This is a genomic window from Tsuneonella flava, from assembly GCF_002870965.1.
GTDB classification, from domain to species: Bacteria; Pseudomonadota; Alphaproteobacteria; order Sphingomonadales; family Sphingomonadaceae; genus Tsuneonella; species Tsuneonella flava.
In genome coordinates this window covers 83,229-107,018 of record NZ_PHSO01000003.1, presented here as the reverse complement: position 1 = coordinate 107,018, position 23,790 = coordinate 83,229, and the positions used below count along the sequence as shown (strand labels likewise).

The 23,790-nt window shown below is 63.0% G+C and carries 25 protein-coding genes, 1 tRNA gene and 1 pseudogene; 19 read left to right on the top strand and 8 right to left on the bottom strand.

The genetic code is table 11. The annotated features are described in order from the left end of the window. Positions 1-40: 40 nt before the first annotated feature. Positions 41-889 (bottom strand): protease modulator HflC, encoded by an 849-nt coding sequence (gene hflC, locus CV013_RS03155; protein ID WP_102153816.1) that lies wholly within the window; start codon positions 887-889, stop codon positions 41-43. Further along, the gene (gene hflK, locus CV013_RS03150) at positions 889-2,082 is read right to left on the bottom strand and encodes an FtsH protease activity modulator HflK (protein ID WP_223805148.1); all 1,194 of its coding nucleotides are present in this window, start codon (positions 2,080-2,082) and stop codon (positions 889-891) included. The genes hflC and hflK overlap by 1 nt, the downstream gene beginning before the upstream one ends. A gap of 76 nt (positions 2,083-2,158) precedes the next feature. Between hflK and CV013_RS03145 the strand changes: the two genes are divergently transcribed. The 4 genes from CV013_RS03145 to CV013_RS03130 are packed head-to-tail and all read left to right on the top strand — an operon-like array spanning position 2,159 to position 7,932. Continuing rightward, positions 2,159-3,142 (top strand): Mrp/NBP35 family ATP-binding protein, encoded by a 984-nt coding sequence (locus tag CV013_RS03145; protein ID WP_102153815.1) that lies wholly within the window; start codon positions 2,159-2,161, stop codon positions 3,140-3,142. A 3-nt stretch (positions 3,143-3,145) separates the two neighbouring features. Beyond that, positions 3,146-5,455 carry a molybdopterin cofactor-binding domain-containing protein gene (locus tag CV013_RS03140; protein ID WP_102153814.1) on the top strand — a complete coding sequence of 770 codons (2,310 nt, stop codon included), beginning with the start codon at positions 3,146-3,148 and terminating at the stop codon, positions 5,453-5,455. Continuing rightward, positions 5,452-6,483 carry a ferrochelatase gene (hemH, locus tag CV013_RS03135; protein ID WP_102153813.1) on the top strand — a complete coding sequence of 344 codons (1,032 nt, stop codon included), beginning with the start codon at positions 5,452-5,454 and terminating at the stop codon, positions 6,481-6,483. The genes CV013_RS03140 and hemH overlap by 4 nt, the downstream gene beginning before the upstream one ends. 36 nt (positions 6,484-6,519) lie before the next feature. After that, positions 6,520-7,932: a cytochrome P450 gene (locus CV013_RS03130; protein ID WP_102153812.1), complete on the top strand. Its 1,413-nt coding sequence runs from the start codon at positions 6,520-6,522 to the stop codon at positions 7,930-7,932. A gap of 254 nt (positions 7,933-8,186) precedes the next feature. Here CV013_RS03130 and CV013_RS03125 read toward each other — a convergent pair whose 3' ends face one another. Together CV013_RS03125 and CV013_RS03120 are read right to left on the bottom strand one after the other, a co-directional pair. Beyond that, positions 8,187-8,444, bottom strand: coding sequence for a helix-hairpin-helix domain-containing protein (locus CV013_RS03125; protein ID WP_102153811.1), 258 nt, complete (start codon positions 8,442-8,444; stop codon positions 8,187-8,189). Further along, positions 8,444-8,602, bottom strand: coding sequence for a DUF1674 domain-containing protein (locus CV013_RS03120; RefSeq protein WP_109862132.1), 159 nt, complete (start codon positions 8,600-8,602; stop codon positions 8,444-8,446). Before CV013_RS03120 ends, CV013_RS03125 begins: the two co-directional genes overlap by 1 nt. A gap of 55 nt (positions 8,603-8,657) precedes the next feature. Here CV013_RS03120 and CV013_RS03115 point away from each other — a divergent pair, with 55 nt between their 5' ends. Together CV013_RS03115 and ygiD are read left to right on the top strand one after the other, a co-directional pair. Continuing rightward, on the top strand, positions 8,658-9,893 hold the full coding sequence (locus CV013_RS03115) for an RsmB/NOP family class I SAM-dependent RNA methyltransferase (protein WP_223805237.1): 1,236 nt from the start codon (positions 8,658-8,660) through the stop codon (positions 9,891-9,893). A 31-nt stretch (positions 9,894-9,924) separates the two neighbouring features. Continuing rightward, positions 9,925-10,755: a 4,5-DOPA-extradiol-dioxygenase gene (gene ygiD / locus CV013_RS03110; RefSeq protein WP_223805236.1), complete on the top strand. Its 831-nt coding sequence runs from the start codon at positions 9,925-9,927 to the stop codon at positions 10,753-10,755. 120 nt (positions 10,756-10,875) lie between these two features. On the opposite strand, the gene CV013_RS03105 is transcribed toward ygiD, so the two are convergent. Further along, a complete protein-coding gene (locus tag CV013_RS03105; protein WP_102153809.1) occupies positions 10,876-12,444 on the bottom strand; it encodes a TIGR00341 family protein in 1,569 nt (522 codons plus the stop codon). 158 nt (positions 12,445-12,602) lie between these two features. Here CV013_RS03105 and CV013_RS03100 point away from each other — a divergent pair, with 158 nt between their 5' ends. From CV013_RS03100 to CV013_RS03090, 3 genes are read left to right on the top strand one after another with little or no spacing between them, the layout of a single operon-like run. After that, a complete protein-coding gene (locus CV013_RS03100) occupies positions 12,603-13,811 on the top strand; it encodes a toxic anion resistance protein (RefSeq protein WP_102153808.1) in 1,209 nt (402 codons plus the stop codon). Next, entirely contained in the window at positions 13,811-14,563 is a 753-nt protein-coding gene (locus CV013_RS03095) for a hypothetical protein (protein ID WP_102153807.1), read from the top strand. Before CV013_RS03100 ends, CV013_RS03095 begins: the two co-directional genes overlap by 1 nt. Further along, the gene (locus CV013_RS03090) at positions 14,563-14,868 is read left to right on the top strand and encodes a polyhydroxyalkanoic acid system family protein (protein WP_102153806.1); all 306 of its coding nucleotides are present in this window, start codon (positions 14,563-14,565) and stop codon (positions 14,866-14,868) included. Before CV013_RS03095 ends, CV013_RS03090 begins: the two co-directional genes overlap by 1 nt. Positions 14,869-14,954: 86 nt before the next feature. Here CV013_RS03090 and CV013_RS03085 read toward each other — a convergent pair whose 3' ends face one another. Continuing rightward, positions 14,955-16,694, bottom strand: a complete 1,740-nt coding sequence (locus CV013_RS03085; RefSeq protein ID WP_102153805.1) for a fatty acyl-AMP ligase — start codon at positions 16,692-16,694, stop codon at positions 14,955-14,957. Positions 16,695-16,837: 143 nt separating this feature from the next. Between CV013_RS03085 and CV013_RS03080 the strand changes: the two genes are divergently transcribed. The 4 genes and pseudogenes from CV013_RS03080 to CV013_RS15965 all read left to right on the top strand — a co-directional run. After that, positions 16,838-17,410 carry a regulatory protein RecX gene (locus CV013_RS03080; RefSeq protein WP_102153804.1) on the top strand — a complete coding sequence of 191 codons (573 nt, stop codon included), beginning with the start codon at positions 16,838-16,840 and terminating at the stop codon, positions 17,408-17,410. Continuing rightward, positions 17,407-17,928 (top strand): DUF192 domain-containing protein, encoded by a 522-nt coding sequence (locus CV013_RS03075; protein ID WP_321196961.1) that lies wholly within the window; start codon positions 17,407-17,409, stop codon positions 17,926-17,928. The genes CV013_RS03080 and CV013_RS03075 overlap by 4 nt, the downstream gene beginning before the upstream one ends. A gap of 48 nt (positions 17,929-17,976) precedes the next feature. Beyond that, on the top strand, positions 17,977-18,375 hold the full coding sequence (locus CV013_RS03070) for an NADH:ubiquinone oxidoreductase subunit NDUFA12 (protein ID WP_102153902.1): 399 nt from the start codon (positions 17,977-17,979) through the stop codon (positions 18,373-18,375). Between the two features lie 2 nt (positions 18,376-18,377). Then, a pseudogene (locus CV013_RS15965) lies at positions 18,378-18,782 on the top strand (DUF2155 domain-containing protein); the annotation flags it as partial. A gap of 35 nt (positions 18,783-18,817) precedes the next feature. On the opposite strand, the gene aat reads toward CV013_RS15965, so the two are convergent. Beyond that, complete coding sequence (aat, locus tag CV013_RS03060; protein ID WP_102153802.1) at positions 18,818-19,516, bottom strand: leucyl/phenylalanyl-tRNA--protein transferase; 699 nt, start codon at positions 19,514-19,516, stop codon at positions 18,818-18,820. A 75-nt stretch (positions 19,517-19,591) separates the two neighbouring features. Between aat and CV013_RS03055 the strand changes: the two genes are divergently transcribed. From CV013_RS03055 to rplA, 6 genes are all read left to right on the top strand, one after another. After that, positions 19,592-19,667, top strand: a tRNA-Trp gene (locus tag CV013_RS03055). Positions 19,668-19,831: 164 nt separating this feature from the next. After that, the gene (locus tag CV013_RS15500; protein ID WP_157935727.1) at positions 19,832-19,981 is read left to right on the top strand and encodes a hypothetical protein; all 150 of its coding nucleotides are present in this window, start codon (positions 19,832-19,834) and stop codon (positions 19,979-19,981) included. A 269-nt stretch (positions 19,982-20,250) separates the two neighbouring features. Next, positions 20,251-20,445 carry a preprotein translocase subunit SecE gene (gene secE / locus CV013_RS03050; protein ID WP_102153801.1) on the top strand — a complete coding sequence of 65 codons (195 nt, stop codon included), beginning with the start codon at positions 20,251-20,253 and terminating at the stop codon, positions 20,443-20,445. Positions 20,446-20,468: 23 nt separating this feature from the next. Next, a complete protein-coding gene (gene nusG, locus CV013_RS03045) occupies positions 20,469-21,005 on the top strand; it encodes a transcription termination/antitermination protein NusG (RefSeq protein WP_102153800.1) in 537 nt (178 codons plus the stop codon). Between the two features lie 910 nt (positions 21,006-21,915). Then, positions 21,916-22,347 carry a 50S ribosomal protein L11 gene (gene rplK, locus CV013_RS03040; protein ID WP_102153799.1) on the top strand — a complete coding sequence of 144 codons (432 nt, stop codon included), beginning with the start codon at positions 21,916-21,918 and terminating at the stop codon, positions 22,345-22,347. A 4-nt stretch (positions 22,348-22,351) separates the two neighbouring features. Beyond that, complete coding sequence (rplA, locus tag CV013_RS03035) at positions 22,352-23,044, top strand: 50S ribosomal protein L1 (protein WP_102153798.1); 693 nt, start codon at positions 22,352-22,354, stop codon at positions 23,042-23,044. A gap of 148 nt (positions 23,045-23,192) precedes the next feature. Here rplA and CV013_RS03030 read toward each other — a convergent pair whose 3' ends face one another. Next, the gene (locus CV013_RS03030; RefSeq protein ID WP_223805147.1) at positions 23,193-23,717 is read right to left on the bottom strand and encodes a helix-turn-helix transcriptional regulator; all 525 of its coding nucleotides are present in this window, start codon (positions 23,715-23,717) and stop codon (positions 23,193-23,195) included. Between the last annotated feature and the right edge of the window lie 73 nt (positions 23,718-23,790).

Genomic DNA, 23,790 nt, shown 5'->3' with positions numbered 1-23,790 from the left:
GCCCGCGGGGCTTAACGGCGTTTGAACACACCTGTAATCGTTACTGCTTCCCGCGGAATTGTTTGAGATATTCGTTATCCGGCGAAAGGATGATCGAACTCGACCCCTTCGACCCCTCGGAGAATGTCGTGTCATAACTCTGCATGGCGCGATAGAAATCGTAGAACTTGGGGTCTCTGTTGAATGCATCGGCATAGATTTTGGAAGCTTGAGCATCCGCTTCAGCACGGATGATCTGGGCGTTTTTCTGCCCTTGTGCCAGAATCGTCTTCGCTTCCTGATCGCGCGCGGTCCGCATCCGGTTGAACGCCGATTGCAGCGGCGTACCTTCGGGCAGGTCAGCACGCTTGATCCGCACGTCGAGCACCTGAGCGCCATATTTGCGCGCCTGCGTATCGAGCTTTTTGCGGATATTGGCCATTGTCGTACCGCGTTCGGCGGTCAGCAGCGAGGCGAAGCTGCGCCGCCCCAGTTCCTGCCGCACGACCGAGCTGAGAATGGCTGAAAGCTGTGTGTCAACCGTGTCCAGAGTGCCTGCCGACTGCACCATCTTAACCGGATCGATGATCCGATAGCGGGCATAGGCATCGACATTGAGCCGCAACTGGTCGGTGGAGAGCACCGTCTGCGGTTCCATGTTCACGTTCAGAATGCGGCGATCGATCCGCACCAGTCGTTCATAAAACGGAATGCGTGCGACAATGCCTGCCCCGGTGCTGCCATAGGGTTCATTGGGGGCGAAGCGGTTGATCACCCGATCGGGGCGGCCTGCGCGGACCACCACTGCCTCTTCGTTTTCCGGCACAATGGTGAAGCACGACAGAATCACGATCGCGCCGACAGCTACTGCGATCAGCAGCGACTTATAATTTGCCCAGAAGTTTTCCATCACTGGCCCTCCGCCGGTTTGGCGCTCGGCGCAGTGCTGTTGCTGGCGGACTGTTTCGCACCGCGGCGCATTTCAGGCAGCGGCAGATATGTCGTCACGCCGGGCGCTTCGACCACGGTCTTGTCGGTATCGCGCAGGACACGCTCCATCGTTTCGTAATACATACGCCGCCGGGTCACTTCGGGGGCCAGTTTGTACTGGGCATAGACTTTGTTGAATGCCACGGCATCGCCCTGCGCGCGGGCCAGCACCTGCTGCGCGGCAGCCTCTGCCTGATTGATATAGCTTTCCGCTTCCTGCTGGGCGGCGGACACGTTCTTGAACGCATCTTCCACTTCCTTGGGCGGGTCGGTCTTGCGGATTTCGACACCCTGGATCGAAACGCCGGAGTTATAGGCATCGAGGATCGCCTGCATCCGGTTTTTCACCGCCAGTTCGATATCCGCGCGCCCTTCGCCAGACAGCACCGCGTTGAGCCTGCGCTCCGCCACCGAAGCGCGCATCGCGGCCTCTGCCGTTTCGCGCACGGTTTGCGACGGATCGTCGAGCTGGAAACGGAACTGTTTCAGATCCTTGATATTCCAGCGGACGATATAGCTGAGGTCGACGAGGTTCTGATCGCCGGTCAGCATCAGTTTCTGCCCGGTCCCCTCTGGAATTTGATCGATACGGAATTCGCTGACTTCTTCGACATCGACTTCCTGAATCGGCCAGGGGGCAGTGATGTTGAGGCCCGGCTGCAAAGTGCGGCTGTATTTGCCGAAAGTGGTAACAATGCCCTGTTCCTTGGGCCCGACCTGATGGAACATCGAAAAGCCCAGCCAGACCGCCGCGATGCCCAGTACTGCGACAGGGAACCAGTTACGCCCGCCACCTGCACCAGGCATACGGAAACCGGGGCCACCGGGCCCGCCGCGCCGCGGGCCTTCGGGGCCGCGCTGGCGAAAGATGTCTTCGATCGATGCCGAGCGGCGCGGTTCGCCGCCGCCGGGCAGCCACGGATTGCGCGGCCCGCGCGATTTGTCGCCATCGGGGGCAGAACCATCGCCGCCATCCGTGCCACCCCCCGAACCATCGCCATCCCCATTAGAGCCGCCACCGTTACCGGAGCCGCCCCAGGGATTTTTTCCAGCCATCGCCATGCCGCCGGAACCCCGGCCAAACATGCGTCCCAACCCATCAGTGATCTTCATGGAACCTCTTATAGGTGGGGATCGCAGGAAAAACAGGGGTTGCGGCAGCGATTTTGCTGCTAGTGCGGGCCGCATAATGGATGAAAACCTGCTCAGAGCCAGCTTACCGGCCTCAATTGCCGCCCGTGTGCGTTCGCTGAAATCCCGCGACAGCACCGTTACAGTCGTTCTCGACGCAGCTGGGATGGATCCGCGCGAACGCTCCGCGCTGGAAAGCGATACAAAATCCGCGCTTTCGGCTGTCGAAGGGGTGGCCGATGTGCGCGTTGCGCTAATGGCCGACCGTGCGCCTGCCGCCGAACCGGGCGGGCCGGTGATCGTGGCAGTGGGATCGGGCAAGGGCGGGGTCGGCAAATCGACACTGACCACCAATCTGGCAGTCGCGCTGGCACGGGCCGGGCGCCGGGTGGGCGTGGTCGATGCCGATATCTATGGCCCCAGCCAGCCGACTTTGCTCCATACACAAGGGCAGCGTCCCAAGGCGCGGGATAAACAACTGATCCCGCTCGACAGCCCCTATGGTGTCAAAGTGTTGTCGGTCGGCCACCTGGTCGATCCGGGCAAGGCCGTGGCATGGCGCGGCCCGATGGCGGGCGGTGCACTGGTACAGATGATGGAAGCCGACTGGTCGGGCGTCGATATTTTGTTGCTCGATTTGCCGCCGGGCACGGGCGATGTGCAGATCACGATGATCCAGAAGCATAAGCCTGCCGGAGCGGTGATCGTATCCACGCCGCAGGATCTGGCGCTGATCGACGCGCGTCGTGCTGCCGAACTGTTCGCGCAGGCGCACGTGCCGGTGATCGGCATGGTCGAGAATATGGCCGGTTATGCCTGCCCCCATTGCGGCGAGGTCAGCGATCCGTTCGGGCGCGGTGCAGTGGAAAGCGAAGCGGAGGCGGAAGGCCTGCCGTTTCTGGGCCGTATCCCGCTCGATCTCGCGATCCGGCAGGCGAGCGACGCGGGGGAGCCGCCCGCTGCTGGCAACGGGCCGCAGGCTGACGCATTTACTGCGATTGCCAGCCGTCTGGGCGCGTGGCTGGATAGCAGGGGCAGCTGATCGGTGCGGCTGTCGCGGCGCGGATTGCTGGCAGGTGCCGCGGTCGGCGGCGGGCTGGTTGTCGCGTGGAGCCTGTGGCCACGCGAATTCGACACCCCGCTTAGCCCCGGCCGCGGTGAATGGGCGTTCGGCGCCTGGCTGAAAATCGCCCACGACGGAGTAGTGACCGTAGCTGTGCCGCAGTTGGAAATGGGGCAGGGGATCACGACTCTGCTGCCGCAACTGGTCGCGGCCGAGCTGGGGGCCGACTGGCGACAGATTGCAGTGGAGCCTGCGCCGGTGTCGGGCGCCTATGCCAATGTTCCGCTGGCGGCCAAGTGGGCGCCGTTATGGATGCCGATGTTGCCGGGCCTTGCCGACGGGCCCGATGCGCTGCTGGCGTTGCGCTATGCTCAGGAAGAACCGTTCAACGCCACGGCCGAGGGGCTGTCGCTGGCGGCATTCGAAGGGCCGGCCCGCGAAGCGGCCGCCGCAGCGCGGGCGATGCTGGTAATGGCCGCCGCCCAACGTTGGGGCGTGGCATGGGAGGAATGCGACGCGCACAGCGGGTTCGTGTTCCACGATGGCAAACAGCTATCGTTCGCGGCACTGGCAGGGGCCGCGTCACGCTTCTCGCCGCCCGATCCGCCACCGATCAATCCGCAGCCCTATGGCGAAGGGCCGGGGCTGCTGGCCGAAGACGAGACGGTGCCATACCTGCGGCTCGATCTGCCGGCGAAAGTCGATGGCAGCTATCTGTTCGCAGGCGACGTGCGCTTGCCCAATATGATCTATGCCGCGATCCATCACGGGCCGGTAGGGACAGAGGAACTGACCGGGTTCGATCTGGCCGCTGCGCGCAAAGTGCGCGGGCTGGTGCAAGTGGTGAAGAACCCACGCTGGATTGCCGCGCTGGGTGAGACATGGTGGGCGGCGGAACAGGCGTTGAAAGCGCTGAAGCCGCGCTTCAAACTCTCCGCCGCGCCCGATAGCGACTCCATCGAACAGAAGCTGGATAACGCTCTGCTGAAAGGCGATGCCGTGCGTATCGCCACACGCGGTGGCGGCGATGCGGCGCTGGGCGATCCGTCGGTCACCTATCGATACGACATTGCCCCGGCGACTCATGCAACGCTGGAAACCGCCAGTGCCACTGCGCGGATGGCCGATGGGCGGCTGGAACTGTGGGTCGCCAGTCAGGCGCCTGAACATGCGCGGCGCGCTGCGGCCCGCGCGGTGGGTCTGTCAGACCGCGATGTCGTGATTTACCCGATGGGAGCAGGCGGCAGCTTCGACCGGCGGCTGGAACACGATCATGCGATAGAGGCCGCTGTGCTGGCGCAGGCAGCGGGCCGCCCTGTACAACTGATCTGGTCGCGCGCGCAGGAGGCGGTTGCCGGTCGCCCGCGGGCGCCGCTGGCTTGCCTTGCCAGTGGGTGGACTGCGAAGGAAAACGGCACTGCTACCGGTTTGCGGCTGAGGGTGGCGATGCCTGCCACTGTCCGCGAATTCGGCAAACGGCTGTTCGACAACAAAACCGCGGAAGCGGCCTTGCGGGTGACTGACAGCGCCGCCGATCCGCTGGCGTTCGAAGGTGCGCTGGTGCCCTATGCCATTCCCGATATCGCGATCGATCATGTGCCGGTGAATGTCGGCCTGCCTAGCGGGCGGATGCGGGGGAACGCCCATGCCTATCTCGCTTTCGCGGTCGAGTGCTTTGTCGATGAACTGGCTAAGCGCGTGGGGCGAGAGCCTTTGTCGTATCGGATGGAACTGCTGGGCGAAGATCCCCGGCTGGCCGAATGCCTGCAACGCGCTGCGCGGCTGGCTCAATGGGATGGCGGCGCGGACAAGAGCGGGCAAGGCATCGCCTGCTGGCGTATCGGTGGGGACGGGGGCACGGGCGGCAGTGCCGATCCCGAAGCGCCGGAAGAAGCCGTCGCCCGGATCGCCTGTGTCGCCACGGCCCATGCGGGCGATGGCGGCGTCAAAGTCAGTAAGCTGGCGGCGGCAGTCGATCTCGGGCGGATCGTCAATCTCGACATTGCCCGCCAGCAGATCGAGGGCGGGTTGCTGTTCGGAATGAGCCTGGCGACCGGCTCTGCGTTTTCATACAGCAAAGGAGCTCCCACCAGCGGGCGTCTGGCGGGGCTGGCTTTGCCGAGACTGGGCGATGCCCCTGAAGTGACTGTGGAATTTATCGCAGGCAACGGGCTACCGGCCGATCCGGGCGAAATCGGTGTCGCGGTTGCTGCGCCGGCGATTGCCAACGCTCTGCAATCGGCAACGGACTTGCGTATGCGGCGCCTGCCGCTCATCTCTGAGGGCATATGAGCGAACGATCTCAAACCCTTCCGCCCGACCATCCTCCGGTAAAATCCGGTCGGGTGGGTGTTCTGCTGGTCAATCTCGGCACGCCCGATGCGCCCGATGCGCGGTCGGTGAAACGCTATCTGGCCGAATTCCTCTCCGATCCGCGCGTGGTCGAGATTCCGCCATTGGTATGGCAGCCGATCCTGCGCGGGATCGTGTTGACGACCCGCCCTAAAAAAAGCGCCCATGCTTACCGGCAGGTCTGGACCGAGAAAGGTTCGCCTCTCGCCGCCATCACCGCCGAACAGGCGGAACGGCTGCAGATGCGGCTGGGTGACGGGGTGCAGGTCGGCTGGGCGATGCGCTATGGTCAGCCCGCTATCGGGGATGAACTCGCGAGGCTGAAGCAAGCCGGCTGCGACCGGATTCTGCTGGCCCCGCTTTACCCGCAATATTGTGGTGCGACGACCGCGACGGTTGTGGACAAAGCTGCGGACAGCCTGCGGACAATGCGTTGGCAACCGGCGATGCGAACGCTGCCTGCTTACCACGACGATCCGCTGTATATCGATGCACTGGCCACCGATCTGGGGGCGCAGCTCGATGCGCTGGGCTTTGCGCCCGATCTCCTGCTGCTCAGTTTCCACGGGATGCCTGCGCGGACACTGGAACTGGGCGATCCGTACCACTGTCACTGTCAGAAGACAGCGCGTCTGCTGGAGGCGGCCATGAACCGTCCGGGCATGCGTTTCGCGACCACGTTCCAAAGCCGCTTCGGCAAGGCCAAATGGCTTGAACCCGCTACCGATCTGGTGCTGGAGGAAGAGGCGCGGAAGGGGACGAAGCGGATTGCTATCGCCGCGCCGGGCTTTTCCGCGGATTGTCTCGAAACATTGGAAGAGCTGGCGATTCGCGGGCGGGAACAGTTTCTGGCCGCAGGGGGCGAACGGTTTGCCCCGCTTGCCTGCCTCAATGCAGGCGACGCGGGAATGGCCATGCTGGAGGCGCTGATGCGGCGTGAACTATCAGGCTGGATTAACCGCTCCTAGTTACTTACATTCAAGTAAATAACTACGGAGGATTCGATGGCAACGCTCGCTCCCGCCGCACCGGCGGAAACGCATCACGACACACCGCCCAGGCATTGGAGCGAAGGGCGGCTGAGCGAAGCCGATGTCGCGCATATTCCTGGCGAATCCGGCTGGCCAGTGGTCGGCAACACATTCCGCATGTTGGCCGATCCGCACGGCTTTGCGCGCGATATGGTCGCCAAATATGGCCCGGTTTACAAAAATCGTGCCTTCGGTGGCTGGGGCGTGATGCTGGTTGGTGCCGATGCCAACGAACTGGTGCTGTTCGACCGGGACAAGCTGTTTTCGTCCGAACAGGGCTGGGGCCCATTGCTCGACCAGTTGTTCCCGCGCGGGCTGATGCTGATGGATTTCGACCACCACCGGGCGGATCGGCGGGCGCTGTCGATTGCGTTCAAGCCCGAACCGATGCGCCACTACGCCGGGGCGCTCAACCGCGGGATCGCGCAGGAAACGAAGAACTGGGCAGGGCGGCGCGAATTCTATCCGGCGATCAAGTCGCTGACGCTCGACCTTGCGGCAGACAGCTTCATCGGCATCCCGTGGGGGCCGGAAGCCGACAAGATCAATGCCGCGTTCGTCGATATGGTGCAGGCGTCGGTCGCTCCGATCCGCACTCCGTTGCCGTTCACGATGATGAAGCGCGGGGTCGATGGCCGCAAATATCTGGTGGAATTTTTCACCGCCGAAACCCACCGCCGTCGTGCCGAAGGCGGGGGGCAGGATATGTTCAGCCAGTTCGCCACTGCCACGCGCGAAGACGGCAGCCTGCTGCCGGTGGACGAAGTGGTCGATCACATGAACTTCCTGATGATGGCCGCGCACGACACCATCACCTCCAGCGCGACGACGTTGGTGTGGCAGTTGGCCATGCATCCCGAATGGCAGGAAAAATTGCGTCAGGAAGCGATTGCCGTGACCGGTGGGCCGGACGCGCAGGGCAGGCCGCGCCCGTTGGAATATAGCGATCTGGGCAAGATGGAATTGACCGAAATGGCGTTCAAGGAAGCGCTGCGGATCGTGCCCCCGGTGCCCAGCACGCCGCGCCGGGCGCTGCGTTCGTTCGAATTCGGCGGATATACCATTCCCGCCGGGGCGGGGATCGGGATCAACACCCATCTGGTGCACCATTCGGAAGAACACTGGGACAATCCCGAGCGGTTCGATCCGATGCGCTTCACGCGTGAGGCAGAGAAGGCGCGCCATAAATATGCCTGGGTGCCGTTCGGCGGGGGCGCGCATATGTGCCTGGGCCTGCATTTCGCCTATATGCAGGTGAAGATCCTGATGGCGCAGTTGCTGCAGCAATATCGCATCGAGATCGAACCGGGCTATTCGCCCGAGTGGCAGGCATGGCCGATCCCGAAGCCGAGAGACGGGCTGAAGGTGGAATTCAAGCCGCTGTGATGTGGGCGCCACGGTCAGCGTAACGCACAAACCCGCCATCCCTGTATAAGCCCTTTCCCCCCTGCGCGCCGTCGCCCCGGACTTGATCCGGGGCCCCGCTGTTCTTCCGCGCTGTGCCTAGGGGAGCTGGACCCCGGCTCGGGGGCCGGGGTGACGGGGTGGTGGGTGGAGTGGCCCGGCTACCGCCGCCGCCGCCGCCTTCCTCCTGCCCTCGTCATCGCGAACGCAGTGGGGCGCCAGAAGCGGGATCCCGGTTACTGGCTCACCGCGCCCGTCCGCGTTCGCGCATAATCTATTGCGGCGGCAATCGCGCCCTTCGCCTGAGGGCTGTTTTTCCAGCACGATGCACCCAACGCGGCGGCCACGCGGTTGCAGACCGTTTCGACCGAGGTTTCCGCCAGATCGTCGAAGCTGGCCACGCCGATTTCCTCCAGCCGTTGAATCACAGTCGGCCCAACACCCTTGATCGCCAGCAGCGCAGCGCGTTCATCGGCAGAGAACTGGTGCGCCATCAGAAATCGATCGCGATCCCGTCTTTCACCCAGTCGCCATAACGGGTGGGGCTGAGTTCCTCGTCCACTTTGCCCTCTTGCGGCCTCGGCAGGGGCTCGTTGGTCCAGTGGGCGGGTTTCTCGAACTTCTTGCGAGGGGGCGTGGTCTTTTCAGTCATGTCCATAGAATGGACCCGCTGGCCAGCCGATGCAATCGCGGATAGGGGGCTGGCAATGGCCAAAGTTCAGGGATTGCCCGCGCGCACTGCCGCGCTCCGTATGCTCGATGCAGTGATGCGCCGGGGTGAAACACTCGATCTCGCGGAACGCTCCGCTGCGAAAGGGCTGACGCCGAGCGACCGGGCGCTGGCCCGTGCGATTGCCGGGGAGAGCTTGCGCTGGCTGCGCGATCTCGATGCCATGATCGACGGTGCGACACAGCAGATTCTGCCCGACGATGCCAAGCCGCGCATGGTGCTGCGGATGATGCTGGCGCAATGGCTGCGGCTCGATACGCCGCCGCATGCGGTGATCGCCACCGGGTTGGAACTGCTCACCGGCGGGCCGCGCCGTCTGGCTCATGGGGTGTTTTCCGCACTGGTGAAGCAGGGCGTGACATTGCCCGATGCCCCCACTCTGCCGCCAGAGGTTGCTGCGCGGTGGAGCGAGCGGGCCGGGCCAATCGCCACTGCGCTGGCTGCACTGCCTCCGCTCGATCTGGCGATCAAGGACTGGAGCCAGACCGAACATTGGGCTGCGGAACTGGGCGGCACCAGCCTTGCGCCCGGCCATGTCCGGCTCGCGCGGGGCAGCGCGGTGGAGCGGCTGGCCGGGTTCGAGGCGGGCGCGTGGTGGGTGCAGGACATTGCTGCATCGCTTCCCGCACGCTTGCTGGGTGCGGGCGAAGGGCGCCGCGTGCTGGACTTGTGCGCTGCGCCGGGTGGCAAGACATTGCAACTCGCCGCCGCCGGATGGCAAGTGACAGCGATCGACAAGAGCGCCAAGCGGCTCGACCGACTGGTCGACAATCTTGACCGCACCGGCTTGAGTGCAGAAGTGGTCGCTGCCGATGCGCTGACATGGGAGCCGGGTTGCACATACGATGCGATCCTGCTCGACGCGCCGTGTACCGCCACCGGCACTGCCCGCCGCCATCCCGATGTGCTGCACCGTATCCACGCGGCGCAGATCGCAGAGATGGCCGAATTGCAGGCGGCAATTCTCGCGCGGGCGGCGCAGTGGCTGACACCGGGTGGCACGCTGGTTTACGCGACCTGTTCGCTCGAACCGGAGGAAGGTGAGCAGCAGGCTGCTCAATGTGCGCTACCGCCCGCACCAGTTACAGCGGACGAACTGCCTGCCGGGTTGCAGCCCACGGCGGAAGGATGGGTGCGTACCGATCCATCGATGCTGCCCGACGCAGGGGGAATGGACGGATTTTTCATCGCCCGGTTCCGCGCCGCCGGATGACATCGCGTGCGCGGTGCTTATCTGCCTGTTTATGACAGATCAGGCGATGCCAGCATTGTTCATCGGCCACGGCAGCCCGATGAACACTCTCGAATCGAACCGCTATACCCAAGGGTGGCGGTCGCTGGGCGAGAGCGTACCGCGCCCGCGGGCGATCCTGTCGATTTCGGCGCACTGGTATATCGGCGCGACTGCTGTCACTACGATGGCGCATCCGCGCACCATTCATGATTTTTACGGGTTTCCGCAGGCGCTGTTCGATTATCAGTATCCGGCACCCGGCTTGCCCGATCTGTTCGAAGAGATTGTCGAAGCGATCAGGCCTCAGCAAGTGATGGCCGATAGCGATCAGTGGGGGCTGGATCACGGCACGTGGAGCGTATTGGCGCATATGTTCCCCGATGCGGATGTGCCGGTCGTCCAGCTATCGCTCAATTCCGACCGTCCGCAGGAATATCATCTGGCGCTGGGTGCGGCACTGTCCCCATTGCGCGAACGCGGCGTTCTGATTTTGGGTAGCGGCAACGTGGTACACAACCTGCGCCGGGTCGACTGGAAGATGCCGGGGCAGGGATACGACTGGGCCGAACGGTTCGACGATGCCGTCGTCAGCGCAATGAGCGATCCGGCGGGCGATATCCTGTCGCTGGCGCGGCATCCCGACTATGCGTTGGCGGTGCCCACGCCCGATCACTACCTGCCGCTGCTGTATCTGGCGGGACTGGCGCAGGCAGCGGGCGAAACGCCGGCGATCCTGTTGCGCGGCTACGAATATGGCGGCTTGTCGATGACCAGTTTCGGGCTTGGTCTTACGGCTCAGGACCCATTACTGGCACCATTGAGGCGTCCCGTGGGGATTTGACCAAAATGGCCCATCGCTGCGTCGAAAGGTCTTGAAATATTGACATATTCCTGCGCCCTTTCTCCTTGCGCTGAGCCATTTTGCTTCAAACCTCAACGGCGCCAGTAATGGGTCCTGAGCCTACGGCTCGCTAGCGTTCGTTACCCAGTGCACGGTCATCTGCGGGCCGCCGGGTTCGAGCTTAGGGGTGACGTTGGAATCGGCCAGAATCGCAGCGGCGGTTTCCCGCTCTCCCTCTGTTCCGCCGCGCAGCGCCACGATCATGCCGCTACGTTGTGCGGCCCATGCTACCTGAGCCAGTGCGCGGCGCCCGGCCTCGGTCGGCTGGCCTTTGTTATCGCCATCGGTCACGAATGCGATAGCGGGCAATGCGCCGCCCGGCGGTGGCAGGATCTGCACCTGCCAGGTGGGCACACCGGCGGCGATGCGCGTTTCCAGCGTGTGATATGTCGCCAGAGTCGCGCCGGGCAGGGCTTTGGCTCGCACCAGCGCGCGGTTGTTTTCCCGGTCGACGATCACGTCTTTCGATGAAACCCCTGCCACCAGCGCCAGCTCGCGCGTCAGTTCATCCACTTTGACCAGTTCTGCCTGTCTCTTTTTCGCTTCGGCAGCGGCGAGCTGAGCGGCCTCCGCCGCCTGAGCGCCGGTGCCGACCTTGTACTGCGTCAGTTTGAGATCGACGTCCTGCCCCAATATGCGTGTGAGCGCGCGTTTGCCTTTGCTTTCGGCGTCCGCCTCCAGCTTGGGGGTGAGCACAGTGGCGTCGATGGAAACCGGCTCTGTTCGCCAGTCGATATCGACCTGGCTCAACCGCGAATTGTTATCGAACAAATCCTGCAATTCGCCACGTACCAGTCGTTCGCCGTTCGCCTGTTTGCCAATCTGGATCAGCGAATATCCCAGCGGGATCGCGAGTGCGATAAACACCAGGATCACGATCAGGTTCTGCAAGTGGGTCTGCCGCTGGCTCAACTCGGTGCGGAAGCCATAGATGCGCGCCATTACCATCGCGGTGAGCGCGATCGTGATGAGGTTGGTGATGAACAGCAGCAGCGCGCCCTGAAACACTGTCCAGTTCAGGGTCGCCAGTCCGAAACCGACCACGGCCAGCGGCGGCATCAATGCCGTGGCGATGGCCACGCCCACGATAGTGCCTTCCCGCCCGCGGATCATTGCGTAAGCGCCGGCCAGCGCGGAAAACAGGGCAACCAGCAGATCGAACAGATTGGGTTGTGTGCGGCTGGCGATCTCGCTCGTCACTGTCTGGATCGGAGAGAGAAACACGATCAGCGCGCAGAGGAATACTGCCAAAACACTCCCGTAAATCAACGATTTCGCTGATTGGCGCAGCCATCGGTAATCGCCAATCGCCAGTGCGAAGCCGAGGCCCATGATCGGCCCCATCAGCGGCGACAGCAGCATCGCCCCGATCACCACCGCCGGACTGGAAAGAAGTAGCCCGAGAATCGCGATCCCGCCGCTCATGGCAGTCAGGAACAGATAGCGGGCGGAAGTATCGCAATCTTCGCGCCGCTTCTCGATCACCGCCGCCTGATCGACGGTGGAGGTAACCGAAGTGCGCCACCACTGCTGCCAGCTATGGACGACAGCGGCGAAGTGACCTTCGTGCGGGATGGAGGCCGCAGTCGTGCCCGCAGGTGGGGGCGGAGGGGCGTTTGTCTCGCTCATCGCGCGGGGCTTATCCGCAAGGAGAGGGCTTGGGAAGCCTCGCTGTGCTACAGGGGCGGGGCAATGCGGGAAGGCGGGATTTGCTTGAAACCCGTGTCTTATCGCACTAATACAGTCTAAAGTATTGTACCCATTCCGCCGATGGAGCCAGCCGACAGATGACCGCGACTGAAACCAAGACCGCCAGTGCCACCGATCTGGAACTGACACCGCCCGATCCGGTGCCGCAGGTAAGCGCCGAGCGGGCTGCGGGCCTTGTCCCGGTGAGCGACGAGAAGAAATCGAAGCTGGAAGAGAAAGCCGATTTGTTCGTGGCCGATCTGGTGGCGCAGGATGCCAATTCGCCTGAATTCGGCCAGAAGGTCGATCAGATCACCAATATGGGCCGCAAGGAAATCATGGCTGCGGCGCAGCAGTCCAACCGCTTCCTCGACCGCCCGGTGCGGGCAATGGATCAGGATGAAGGCGTTGGCGCCAATCTGGCCGAATTGCGGCGCGTGGTCGAAGACCTCGATCCGGGCCGCAAGGGCAAGCTGTCGAAAGGGCGCAAGATCCTCGGCATCATTCCCTTCGGCAACAAGCTCAACAACTACTTCCGCAGCTACCAGAGCGCGCAGACCCATATTCAGTCGATCCTGACCAACCTCGCCAGCGGCAAGGACGAGCTGTTGATGGATAACGCCGCGATCGACGTGGAGCGCACCAAGTTGTGGGAAGCGATGGGCAATCTGGAACAGATGGTCCACATTTCCAAAACGCTGGATGAAAAGCTGGAAGACAAGGCCGCCGAACTCGACGCGACCGATCCGGCGAAGGCCAAGGCGATCCGCGAAACCGCACTGTTCTATGTCCGCCAGCGGACGCAGGATCTGCTGACGCAGATGGCGGTGTCGGTGCAGGGCTATCTCGCGCTCGATCTGGTGAAGAAGAACAACGTCGAACTGGTGAAGGGCGTGGACCGGGCCAGCACCACGACAGTCGGCGCGCTCCGCACTGCGGTTACCGTGGCCGAAGCGATGACCAATCAGCGGCTCGTGCTGGGGCAGATCACCGCGCTCAACGAAACTACGGCGGGGATCATCGATTCGACCAGCACGATGCTGCGCGAACAGACCGGCAAGATTCACGAACAGGCGGCATCGAGCACGATCCCGCTGGAAACGCTGCAGCGCGCGTTCCAGAATATCTACGACACGATGGACGAGGTCGATACCTTTAAGCTGCGCGCGCTCGACAGCATGAAACAGACAGTCGACACGCTCTCCAGCGAAGTCGAAAGGTCGAAAGGTTATATTGCCCGCGCCGAAGGACAGGCCAAGGCGCAGGCGAAAGTCGGTGAATCGAAACTGCTGTCGGTGGAGAGCTGATGGCAGGCGACAGCACCCGCGAAAGCGACCGCATTCTGGGCGATGCGCGCCGTTCGCTGACGGTACAGCGCGACGGCGGCACGCACCGCCCGGCGCGCTCTATCGGGCGTGGATCGGCGCGGCTCAAGCGCGATAATATCGTGAAGCGCATCACCTATTTCGTGGGTGCGGTGTTTGCGATCATGGTCGCGGCCTCGGTCGCCGGGATTGTCCTCAACGGCATCGGCTTCACCGGGGTGATGGCCATCGCGCTGGCGGTTGTCGTGGCGGCATGGGTATTCGGCAATTTCCCGAAAGTGAAAGTGCCCCAGCGCGCCGAACTCAATCGCGGCGATGCGAAGCAACTCGTGGGCCGGACCGAGTTATGGCTGGAGGCGCAGCGCCCGGCGTTGCCTGCCCCCGCCGCCGATATGGTCGGCAAGATCGGGGTCCAGCTCGATGCGCTGGGCCTGCAGCTTGACGGCGTGGATCAGAACCACCCGGCGGCGCGCGAAGTCCGCACTCTGGTGGGCGAAACCCTGCCCGAAATGGTCGACAGCTATCGCAAGATTCCCGCCCATCTCCGTACCGAGAAGCGTGCCGGGGCGACGCCTGACGAACAGATTACCCGCAGCCTTGGCAAGATCAGCGAAGAAATCGATCACGTTACCCGCCAGCTTGCCGATGGGGCGCTGGACGATCTGGCCGTGCGGACCCGCTATCTCGATTACAAATACGGCGATCCCGACAGCCCGGAAAGCGAGCGAACCTGATGCGTGTGGCTATCCCGCATAATCTCGATAACGACACCGTCCGCCAGCGGATGAAGGCGAAAAGCCATGAAATCGCGGACTATGTGCCCGGTGGTGCGACAGTGGAGACAGCCTGGCCCAGCGATAATCGGATGAACATGACGATTGGTGCGATGGGGCAGCAGGTGTCGGGCAATGTCGATCTCGAACCCGGCCAGCTGGTGTTCGAGGTGGAATTGCCGATGATGCTGTCGTTTCTGGAACCGATGATCCGGGGCGCAGTGGAAAAGGGCGGCCAGAAACTGCTGGCACCGCCGAAGGAATAAGCGCTTCACCGGTGCGGATGCGCTGGGAAGGGCAGGCGCGCAAACGCTGCCGCGCCCCTCCCGCGCTCAATCCGCAGCGATGCTCCTCAGGCTGCTTCTAGCAGTTTGATCGGTTCGATTTCGCCCGACAGATACAGCCGCTTGGCCTTGGCCCGGCTCAGCTTGCCGCTGCTGGTACGCGGCAGAGTGCGCGGCGGTACGAGTTCGACCACACAGTTCATGCCGGTGATCGCGCGCACCTTGTCGCGGATCTGTTCGTGCAGCTTGATCCGCTCTTCCGGGTCGGACACTCGGCAATGGACCAGCACGGCAGGCGCTTCTTCACCGTTTTCGGTTTCGACTGCGAATGCCGCGATATCGCCGTGGTTGAAGCCGGGCAGTTGTTCCACCGCCCATTCGATATCCTGCGGCCAGTGGTTCTTGCCGTTGATGATAATCATGTCCTTCGCCCGACCGACGATGAACAGATAGCCATCGGCCATATAGCCCATGTCGCCGGTATCGAGCCAGCCATCGACGAGGCATTCGTCGGTCGCTTCCTGATTGCGGAAGTACGAGTGCATTACGCTGGGGCCACGGCACCACACTTTGCCGATCTGGTGATCGCCCCTGATCGTGTCGCCTTCGCCACGGATTTCGATATCCATGTCGGGCAAGGCCTTGCCGCAGTTGACGATCGCGCGATAGCGGGCCGGGCGGCTGAGATCGCGGTCGGCACCCGAAAGGCGCTCTTCTTCGACCAGTTCGACGCGGATGCCTTCGCCCGGAGGCATCACGGTGACCGCCAGCGTCGCTTCCGCCAGACCATAGCTGGGGGTGAAGGCACTGGCCCTGAACCCGGCACCGGCGAAGGCGTTGACGAAGTTCTGCATCACATCGGGCCGGATCATATCCGCCCCGTTGCCCGCAGTGCGCCAGCGCGACAGGTCGAACCGTTCGCCCACATTGCTCTGGCTGGAAATACGCCGGGCGCAGATGTCGTAGCCGAAGGTGGGCGAATACGACAGTGTATTGCCCGCGTTACGGCTGATCAGATCGAGCCATGCCAGCGGCCGGCGCGCGAAATGTTCGGTCCGCAAGTAATCGCAGCTTACCTGATTGGCGATGGGCGACAGGAAACAGCCGACCAGCCCCATATCGTGATACCACGGCAGCCAGCTCACCACCCGGTCGTTTTCACCCAGGTTCACGCCGGTCGCGTGGCCATACAGGTTATGCAGCAGCGCGCGGTGCGTCACCGCAACGCCCGTGGGGAAACGCGTCGAGCCGCTGGAATATTGCAAATAGCAGATATCGTCCGGGTCGGGCGTAGGCAGATCGACATCGGGCGCATCGCGCAGGGCATAGTCCTGCCAGCTCGATCCCTCACAACCTTGCCGTTCGGCAGCGGCCTGCGCCATCTCGGCGATTTCGCCGGGATAGATCAGGATCGTCGGATCGCTGCTTTCCAGCTGGACCGCGAGTTGATCGATATAGCTTTCTTTCCCGCCGAATGTCGTCGGCAGAGGCAGCGGCACTGGCCACGCCCCGGCATAGACGCAGCCGCAGAACAGCGCAGCGAATTCGGGGCCGGTTTCCGCGATCAGCGCGACGCGATCGCCCTTGCCGATACCTGACGCGATCAGACGGCGGGCCGCCGCCAGCGCATCGTCGCGCAATTCGCGATAGGGATAGGGGCGCACGAGATCGCCGCGCATATCGTGGAAGTTAAGACCCTTCTCGCTCCGCGCAGCGTAATCGATCGCTTCGGCAAAAGTGGCGAAATCCGACCGGCGGCGCGGAAGAGCGCAATCGTTCGGAGTAGGGGTAAGAGTGGTGTCGTTCATGTGTGGAGGCGAAACCCGCTTGCAGCGCGCCCGTTCGGGCGCATCCGTTGATGGTTATAGTTCCTTCGGAGCACGATTGCCCCGATGCACAGGTGTTTCAAAGTTTCCCATTCGTTACACAGTATGGCACCATTATGGCAAGAATGGTCAACAATAGTCCCCGATCCCGCCGCAAACCGGCCCCGCTTGACGCGCAACGCCTTGAAGAAATTGCGCTCTCTTACGTGGCGCGGTTTTCCACCAGTACCGGCAAACTGCGCGACTATCTTGCCCGCAAAGTGCGCGAACGGGGTTGGGAGGGGGCCGGTGAGCCGAACCTGAATGCAATTGTAGAGCGATTTGCAGACAAGGGATATGTCGACGACGCCGCCTGGGCGCAGGCGCGGCGCGACGGTTTGCTGCAACGCGGATACGGTCCGCGCCGGGTCGCGCAGGATCTCGACGCAGCGGGGATATCCGCTCAGCTCCACGCCGGTTTGAGCCCGGATGAGGCAGCGATACGGCGAGCTGCGGTGAAGCTGGCGGCGCGCAGGCGGTTCGGGCCGTGGAGCCGCGCTGTGCCCGATCCGGCAATTCGTGAGAAACAGATCGCCGCAATCGTTCGCGCCGGGCACCGATTCGATGTTGCGCGATCGGTCGTAGAGGCGCATTCGGTGGCGGCGGCCGAACAATGGGCTGCCGAAGTCGACGAAGCCGAAGAGGACGATTTCCTGTGATTCAGCATGCGATCCGTTCATCCCGCCAGTCCCGTTTCCGGCCTTGCATGGCATTGGCTGCGGCGGTGGCGCTGCTGGCGGCCTGTTCGCCGCAAGGGGCGACCGAGGCGAAGCCCGCCGCGCCGACGCATGCAGTTCATCCCGAATCGGGCCTGTCGGTCATCCCCGTCACTCTGCAAACCGCCAGTGGGCCGCATGTGATTCATGCCGAAGTGGCCAGCAGCAATGCAGAGCAGGCCAAAGGGCTGATGTTCCGCAAGCATCTGGGGCCGGACGAAGGAATGATCTTCCCCCGCAATCCACCGGATGTGGCCAGTTTCTGGATGAAGAACACGCCGCTTCCCCTCGATATCGTGTTTATTGGCGTCGATCACCGGGTGATGAATATATCGGCCAATACCGAACCCTATTCTTTGACCCCCGTCACTGCCAACGGGATGACCAGCGCTGTGCTGGAGCTGCCGGGCGGCCGCGCGGCGGAACTGGGCATCGGGCCGGGGACAGAGGTGAAATGGTGATCGCCTTGGTGCTTGGCGCTCGCGCACGAATCGGCTAACCGGCGGGCCATGAACTTTCTCGCGAAGATATTCACCTGGTGGAACGGTGCCACTATCGGCACCGCGCTGTTCAACTGGCGCAACGGGACCGAAGTCGGCACCGACGCGCAGGGCAACCGTTATTTCAAGGGGCGCAAGCCCTTGCCCGACGGGCGCGAACGCCGTTGGGTGATCTACAACGGCGCCAACGATGCCAGCCGGGTTCCGGCCGAATGGCACGGCTGGCTGCACGGCGCGTTCGACGATGTGCCTGAAAGCCGCCTGCCTCCGCCGAAAATCTGGGAAGCCGATTACACACCCAATGCCACTGGCACTGCCGATGCATATCTGCCGCAGGGCGCGTTGCAGCGCGGCGGGGTGCGCGCCAGCGCCACGGGCGATTACGAGGCGTGGAGCCCGGACGCCTGACAATGCGCGCGGTCGCTGTCCTCCTGCCGCTCGCGCTGGTGGCGTGTACCAAGGCCGCGCCTCCGCCGGAGCCGAAGGACACCGGCATCCCTGACGATCTGCCCGATATGGCAGCGCCAAAGCTGCCGCAACCGGCCGATCCGGGTGCAGCGACACCGATGAAAGACCGCATCGCCAAAATCGGTGTGCTGAACAAGCGCAATTACATGCAGCAGACTTTCGAAATGAAGCCGGGCGAAGCGAAGCGGTTTGGCGATGTGGTCGTGCGCCTGGCCGCTTGCGAGCGGACTGCGCCATGGGAATGGCCGCGGCAGACCGGCGCGTTCACGCAAGTGTTCGTCCGCCGCGCGGCCTCCGCCGGTCAGGCGCCCAAGTGGAACAAGGTGTTTTCCGGCTGGCTGTTCAAGGAATCGCCCAGCCTCAACGTCGTGCAGGATCCGGTTTACGATGTGTGGGTGGAAGATTGCGCGATGAGCTGGTCGGGCGAAACGCCCAAACCCTCGGCCTCTGCCACCAGCACGGCAAACGATTCGGGTAACGATGCCGCATCGAGCGCCCCCGCCACGGCCAGCAATTCGCAATAACGCGCCTGTGCGATCTCAACCGCGCCGAGCGAGGCGAGGTGATCGGTCATGAACTGGCAATCGAGCAGTGTCGCTCCGCCGCGCCGCAACAGCGCGACCAGCCAGGCCAGCGCCACTTTCGATGCGTTGTCGGCGCGGCTGAACATGCTCTCCCCACAGAACACGCCGTTGAAACCGACGCCATAGAGCCCGCCGACCAGCGCGCCATCGCGCCAGCATTCGATCGAATGCGCGTGTCCCTCTGCGTGGAGCGCGCGATAACTGGCAGCGATTCGCGCGCTGATCCAGCTTTCCGGGTGATCGGCGCGCGGCGCGGCACATTCATCGATCACCTGAGCGAACGCCGTGTTGCAGGTGACGGTGAACCGGCCCTGCCGCACAACTTTCCGCAACGAACGCGACATCGCGAACCCGTCGAGCGGGAGAATGGCGCGCATTTTGGGCTCGACCCAGAAAACCTCGGGATCGTCGCGCGAATCGGACATGGGGAAGATGCCGTTGCGGTATGCCAGCAACAGCATGTCGGCGGGAATCGGGGGCGGGGCAGGGGCGTGCATGGTCGCTTCACCCTATAGCATTGGTTTCCCCGCTTGCGATGCCGCGCATTTGCACCTAAAGCGCCCATCCGCTGCAGGGGTGTAGCTCAGCTGGTAGAGCATCGGTCTCCAAAACCGAGGGCCACGGGTTCGAATCCTGTCACCCCTGCCAGCGTATCCCGACAATCTGCATTTTTGGCCCTTCGCCGCCACCGCCCAATCATTGGGACAGGGGCCGCTGTTGCTTGCCTGACACCCATCGAATCGCCCCTTTTCGGGAACCGCTGCGCCGAACCGTTCGTTTACAGCGTTAAACTGAGGCGAAAGGAGGATTCGATGTCGAGTTTGTCATTCCGTTCGAGCCGACCCGATAGCTGGGTCTCCCCGCGACCGTATAGCGATGCGTCGCTGCGTCTTCGCAAACACGGGCCGATCCGCCCGATGGAAGAGCCGGGGCTGCTGGCGCGCCTGTTTGGGTTGCGCTGACGCACAGAGGCGTTCCGCTGCCGTGATGCCGGGGCGCCCCTGGCAGTCCCGCCAGTATAATGCCCGTCGGTACAAAGCGGGGGGCGAGCATAATCGGCGCATGACTGCGCGTCTCGCCACCCGCTTGCTTTTGTCGCCAGCGCCGCCTACACGCCACTTCGCTTTCCGACATCTGGAGCAATATAAGCCCTCCCGGCACTTGAACCGGGGCGGCTACGGCCCCATTGGGGAAAGCGAAGTATCAATTACGAAGGCGAGAGCTGACGATCATGGCCAAAACCAGCCCCGGTGAATTCATGCGGCAAGTGCAGGCCGAAATGCGTAAGGTCGTATGGCCCACCCGTGAAGAAACGGTGCGGACTGCGATTTTCGTGGGGATCCTGATGGTCGTGCTTTCGCTGTTCTTTCTCGGCATCGACACGGTGTTCGGCGCAATCATGCGCTGGCTGCTGACGCTCGCCTGAGTTCACTTTCAAGCAGGACGACAATGGCTCGCTGGTACATCATCCACGCTTATTCGGGTTTCGAAAACAAGGTGCGCGACGCGATCATCGCGGAAGCCGAACGGCTGGGACTGGCCGAAGCGGTGGAAGCGGTTGAAGTGCCGACCGAAACCGTGACCGAGGTCAAGCGCGGCAAGAAGGTGCAGGTCGAACGCAAGTTCATGCCCGGCTATGTCCTTGCCAAGCTGACGATGACCGACGACGTCTATCACCTTGTGAAGAACACGCCCAAGGTCACCGGCTTCCTCGGTTCGGGTAACAAGCCGCAGCCGATTTCGGAACGCGAAGCCGCGCGCTATTTCGGTGGCATGGAAGAAGCCAAGGCCGCACCGAAGCAGCAGATCAGCGTAGATTACGAAATCGGCGATCAGGTCAAAGTGCTCGACGGTCCGTTCGCCAGCTTCAACGGCGTGGTGGAAGAGCTCGATTTCGACAAACAGAAGGTCAAGGTTTCGGTCTCGATCTTCGGCCGCGCGACTCCGGTCGAGCTGGAATTCGAACAGGTCGAGCTGGTCAAGTAACCCGCTATCCGGCGGGCGCGATCGACGCGCCTTGCCGGGCGGGATCTTCATACAACTGACGTCTCCGGGTGAGCCCGGTGTTCGCATATCTCCTTTGTCGGGATCGTACAGACGCACCCTCTCGCGGTCGTCACCCCGGCCTTGAGCCGGGGGCCAGCTTCCCGCGCTTACCTCTCTTTTTCGTCATTGCGAACGGAGTGAAGCAATCCATAGCCTGACGGTTCTGCCCATCACGGCGGTTGTGGCGGGGGCAAAGGGCGGCCCTTGGATTGCCACGTCGCCTACGGCTCCTCGCAATGACGAGGGGCGCGCGCAATAGTATTGGCCAGCCATCGGCAGTGCGGCCCTACCTCTGAACCAAGCCCTCTCCGTGTCTTCGCCCCTTCGTGTGACAAGCCTCCACCCGACGCCCCCTCCCATCGCAATGGCTGCAATCGAGGCGAGTCCTGCCTCATGGACTGCCCCGCCGCTACGCTGCCCGCAATGACGACAGAAGGCGGTGGCCGGACGATGCCCTGCTCACCAACCCGTGGCTTTCCTACACGCACCAATTGCGCCACCGTGACCGGCATGACCCGGCCCCGTTCCTGTCGCTTCGCCTGTCGCCTTTACGCAGCCTGCCGCGGTTCGTGCGGGTGGGCCGGGGCGACGCGCGTAAGGTGCGGTTTTTCTTCTTCAGGACAGTGTAACATGTGTAACACTCGTTCAGCTTCGCAGGTTGAAAGCTGAAGGTGCGCGAGTGTGCAGATGGCGAATCACTTGCATTTCACGGCCCCCGCGCTATGTGCGCGCCTTCCCAGCTTTCAGCATCGGGAAATCCATGCGGGAGGATCGCCGCGGCGCTCCGCTTGACCGCTAACCATGCGCTACCTGCTCCGGCAGGCGGCAACAGTGAGAAAGGAGGCCATCCGTGGCCAAGAAGATCGACGGCTATATCAAGCTGCAGGTGCCCGCCGGCACCGCCAACCCGTCGCCCCCGATCGGCCCTGCGCTGGGTCAGCGCGGCGTCAACATCATGGAATTCTGCAAGGCGTTCAACGCCGCGACCGACAGCCTCGAAAAAGGCATGCCGATCCCGACGACGATCACCGTCTATGCCGACCGCAGCTTCACGTTCACCACCAAGAGCCCGCCGGCCAGCTTCCTCATCAAGAAAGCTGCCAAGCTCAAGTCGGGTTCGAAAGAACCGGGCAAGGTGTCTGCCGGGACCATCAAGCGTTCCGCTCTGGCTGAAATCGCCGAGCAGAAGATGAAGGACCTGAACGCAAACGACATCGAAATGGCAACCCGCATCATCGAAGGCTCTGCGCGTTCGATGGGCCTCGACGTGGTGGAGGGCTGATCACATGGCCAAGCTGACCAAGAAGCAGAAGACGCTGGCGGAACTCGACAGCGAAAAGCTGTACACCGTCGACGAAGCAATCGCGACTCTGCGTACGCACAAGAGCAAGTTCGACGAAACCGTCGAAGTTGCGATGAACCTCGGCGTCGATCCGCGCCACGCCGACCAGATGGTTCGCGGCATGGTTTCGCTGCCTTCGGGCACCGGCAAGGACGTGCGCGTCGCTGTGTTCGCCAAGGGCGACAACGCTGAAAAGGCGCTCGCTGCCGGGGCCGACAAGGTCGGTGCCGAAGACCTGATGGAAGACATGCAGGCCGGCAACCTCGACTACGACCGCGTGATCGCCACGCCCGACATGATGGGCGTTGTCGGCCGTCTCGGTAAGGTACTCGGCCCTAAGGGCCTGATGCCGAACCCGAAGCTTGGCACCGTCACTCCTAACGTGGAACAGGCCGTTAAGGACGCCAAGGGCGGCCAGGTCGAATTTCGCGTGGAAAAGATGGGCATCATCCATTCGGGCATCGGCAAGCTGTCGTTCAAGGATGAAGACATCAAGGCGAACTTCAAAGCGCTGACCGATGCGATCGTCAAGGCGAAGCCGTCGGGCGCCAAGGGCAAGTACGTCAAGAAGATCTCGCTGACCTCGACAATGGGGCCGGGCCTGAAGGTCGACCTGTCGGAAGTCGAAGGCGCGTAAAACCCACGCTGCCACCCGCTCCGGGCGGGTGGTGGGGGGCGCTATCGCTTCGCTACTTGAGCGCGTGGGGTTTCCTACACGCAACTGAAATGCCAGGGGCCGGCGAGTGCAAACTTGCCGGCCCTTCGCGTTATATGGCCTGCTGCGGCTACTCCGGCATCAGCAGCGGATCGATCAGATCGTCGATAAACAGGGCGACGAGCATCGCCTGGCTCTTCACCCCGGCCTTGGCGTAAACCTGGCTGAGCTGCGAACGTACAGTCCCTTCCGCTGCTCCGCGCATCGTGGCGATTTCTCCGATCGTGCTGCCTTTCAACGCGAACAGAGCGACTTCCCCTTCCGATGCAGACAGGTTCCATTCGGCGAAGCGGCTGGCGATCAGTTGCGCCATTGCCCCGCGCGCGCCTGCCAGTGCAGAGCGTTGCCGCCGGGTCTCGCGCAGCAATACGCGCAGGTGTGCAGCACCAATCGCAACCCCGGCGACAAGTGCGATGCCGACGATGGTTTCCATGATCGTCTCACCACCGGGGCCGGTGCGCCATTGCGCCACCAGATCGTCGACACCGTCAATCAGGAAATAAGCGGCGGCGATCGCCTGCAACAGTACCGCTGCAATGGTTGGCATCGCCACCCGCTCCAGTCTGCCGGAGACACGATCCGATCCGTTCGACATGGGCAAATACGCTCCCCGCAATTGCTGGCGTTACGACCGATCAGCGGCTGCTTATGGCCAATCTCCGGCTTGT

What these genes read in the sequence shown, in the direction of transcription:
- hflC (WP_102153816.1), bottom strand. Translation starts at nt 889, where the DNA reads ATGGAAAACTTCTGGGCAAATTATAAGTCGCTGCTGATCGCAGTAGCT.
- hflK (WP_223805148.1), bottom strand. Translation starts at nt 2,082, where the DNA reads ATGAAGATCACTGATGGGTTGGGACGCATGTTTGGCCGGGGTTCCGGC.
- CV013_RS03145 (WP_102153815.1), top strand. Translation starts at nt 2,159, where the DNA reads ATGGATGAAAACCTGCTCAGAGCCAGCTTACCGGCCTCAATTGCCGCC.
- hemH (WP_102153813.1), top strand. Translation starts at nt 5,452, where the DNA reads ATGAGCGAACGATCTCAAACCCTTCCGCCCGACCATCCTCCGGTAAAA.
- CV013_RS03130 (WP_102153812.1), top strand. Translation starts at nt 6,520, where the DNA reads ATGGCAACGCTCGCTCCCGCCGCACCGGCGGAAACGCATCACGACACA.
- CV013_RS03125 (WP_102153811.1), bottom strand. Translation starts at nt 8,444, where the DNA reads ATGGCGCACCAGTTCTCTGCCGATGAACGCGCTGCGCTGCTGGCGATC.
- CV013_RS03120 (WP_109862132.1), bottom strand. Translation starts at nt 8,602, where the DNA reads ATGACTGAAAAGACCACGCCCCCTCGCAAGAAGTTCGAGAAACCCGCC.
- CV013_RS03115 (WP_223805237.1), top strand. Translation starts at nt 8,658, where the DNA reads ATGGCCAAAGTTCAGGGATTGCCCGCGCGCACTGCCGCGCTCCGTATG.
- ygiD (WP_223805236.1), top strand. Translation starts at nt 9,925, where the DNA reads ATGACAGATCAGGCGATGCCAGCATTGTTCATCGGCCACGGCAGCCCG.
- CV013_RS03105 (WP_102153809.1), bottom strand. Translation starts at nt 12,444, where the DNA reads ATGAGCGAGACAAACGCCCCTCCGCCCCCACCTGCGGGCACGACTGCG.
- CV013_RS03100 (WP_102153808.1), top strand. Translation starts at nt 12,603, where the DNA reads ATGACCGCGACTGAAACCAAGACCGCCAGTGCCACCGATCTGGAACTG.
- CV013_RS03095 (WP_102153807.1), top strand. Translation starts at nt 13,811, where the DNA reads ATGGCAGGCGACAGCACCCGCGAAAGCGACCGCATTCTGGGCGATGCG.
- CV013_RS03090 (WP_102153806.1), top strand. Translation starts at nt 14,563, where the DNA reads ATGCGTGTGGCTATCCCGCATAATCTCGATAACGACACCGTCCGCCAG.
- CV013_RS03085 (WP_102153805.1), bottom strand. Translation starts at nt 16,694, where the DNA reads ATGAACGACACCACTCTTACCCCTACTCCGAACGATTGCGCTCTTCCG.
- CV013_RS03080 (WP_102153804.1), top strand. Translation starts at nt 16,838, where the DNA reads ATGGTCAACAATAGTCCCCGATCCCGCCGCAAACCGGCCCCGCTTGAC.
- CV013_RS03070 (WP_102153902.1), top strand. Translation starts at nt 17,977, where the DNA reads ATGAACTTTCTCGCGAAGATATTCACCTGGTGGAACGGTGCCACTATC.
- aat (WP_102153802.1), bottom strand. Translation starts at nt 19,516, where the DNA reads ATGCACGCCCCTGCCCCGCCCCCGATTCCCGCCGACATGCTGTTGCTG.
- CV013_RS15500 (WP_157935727.1), top strand. Translation starts at nt 19,832, where the DNA reads ATGTCGAGTTTGTCATTCCGTTCGAGCCGACCCGATAGCTGGGTCTCC.
- secE (WP_102153801.1), top strand. Translation starts at nt 20,251, where the DNA reads ATGGCCAAAACCAGCCCCGGTGAATTCATGCGGCAAGTGCAGGCCGAA.
- nusG (WP_102153800.1), top strand. Translation starts at nt 20,469, where the DNA reads ATGGCTCGCTGGTACATCATCCACGCTTATTCGGGTTTCGAAAACAAG.
- rplA (WP_102153798.1), top strand. Translation starts at nt 22,352, where the DNA reads ATGGCCAAGCTGACCAAGAAGCAGAAGACGCTGGCGGAACTCGACAGC.
- CV013_RS03030 (WP_223805147.1), bottom strand. Translation starts at nt 23,717, where the DNA reads ATGTCGAACGGATCGGATCGTGTCTCCGGCAGACTGGAGCGGGTGGCG.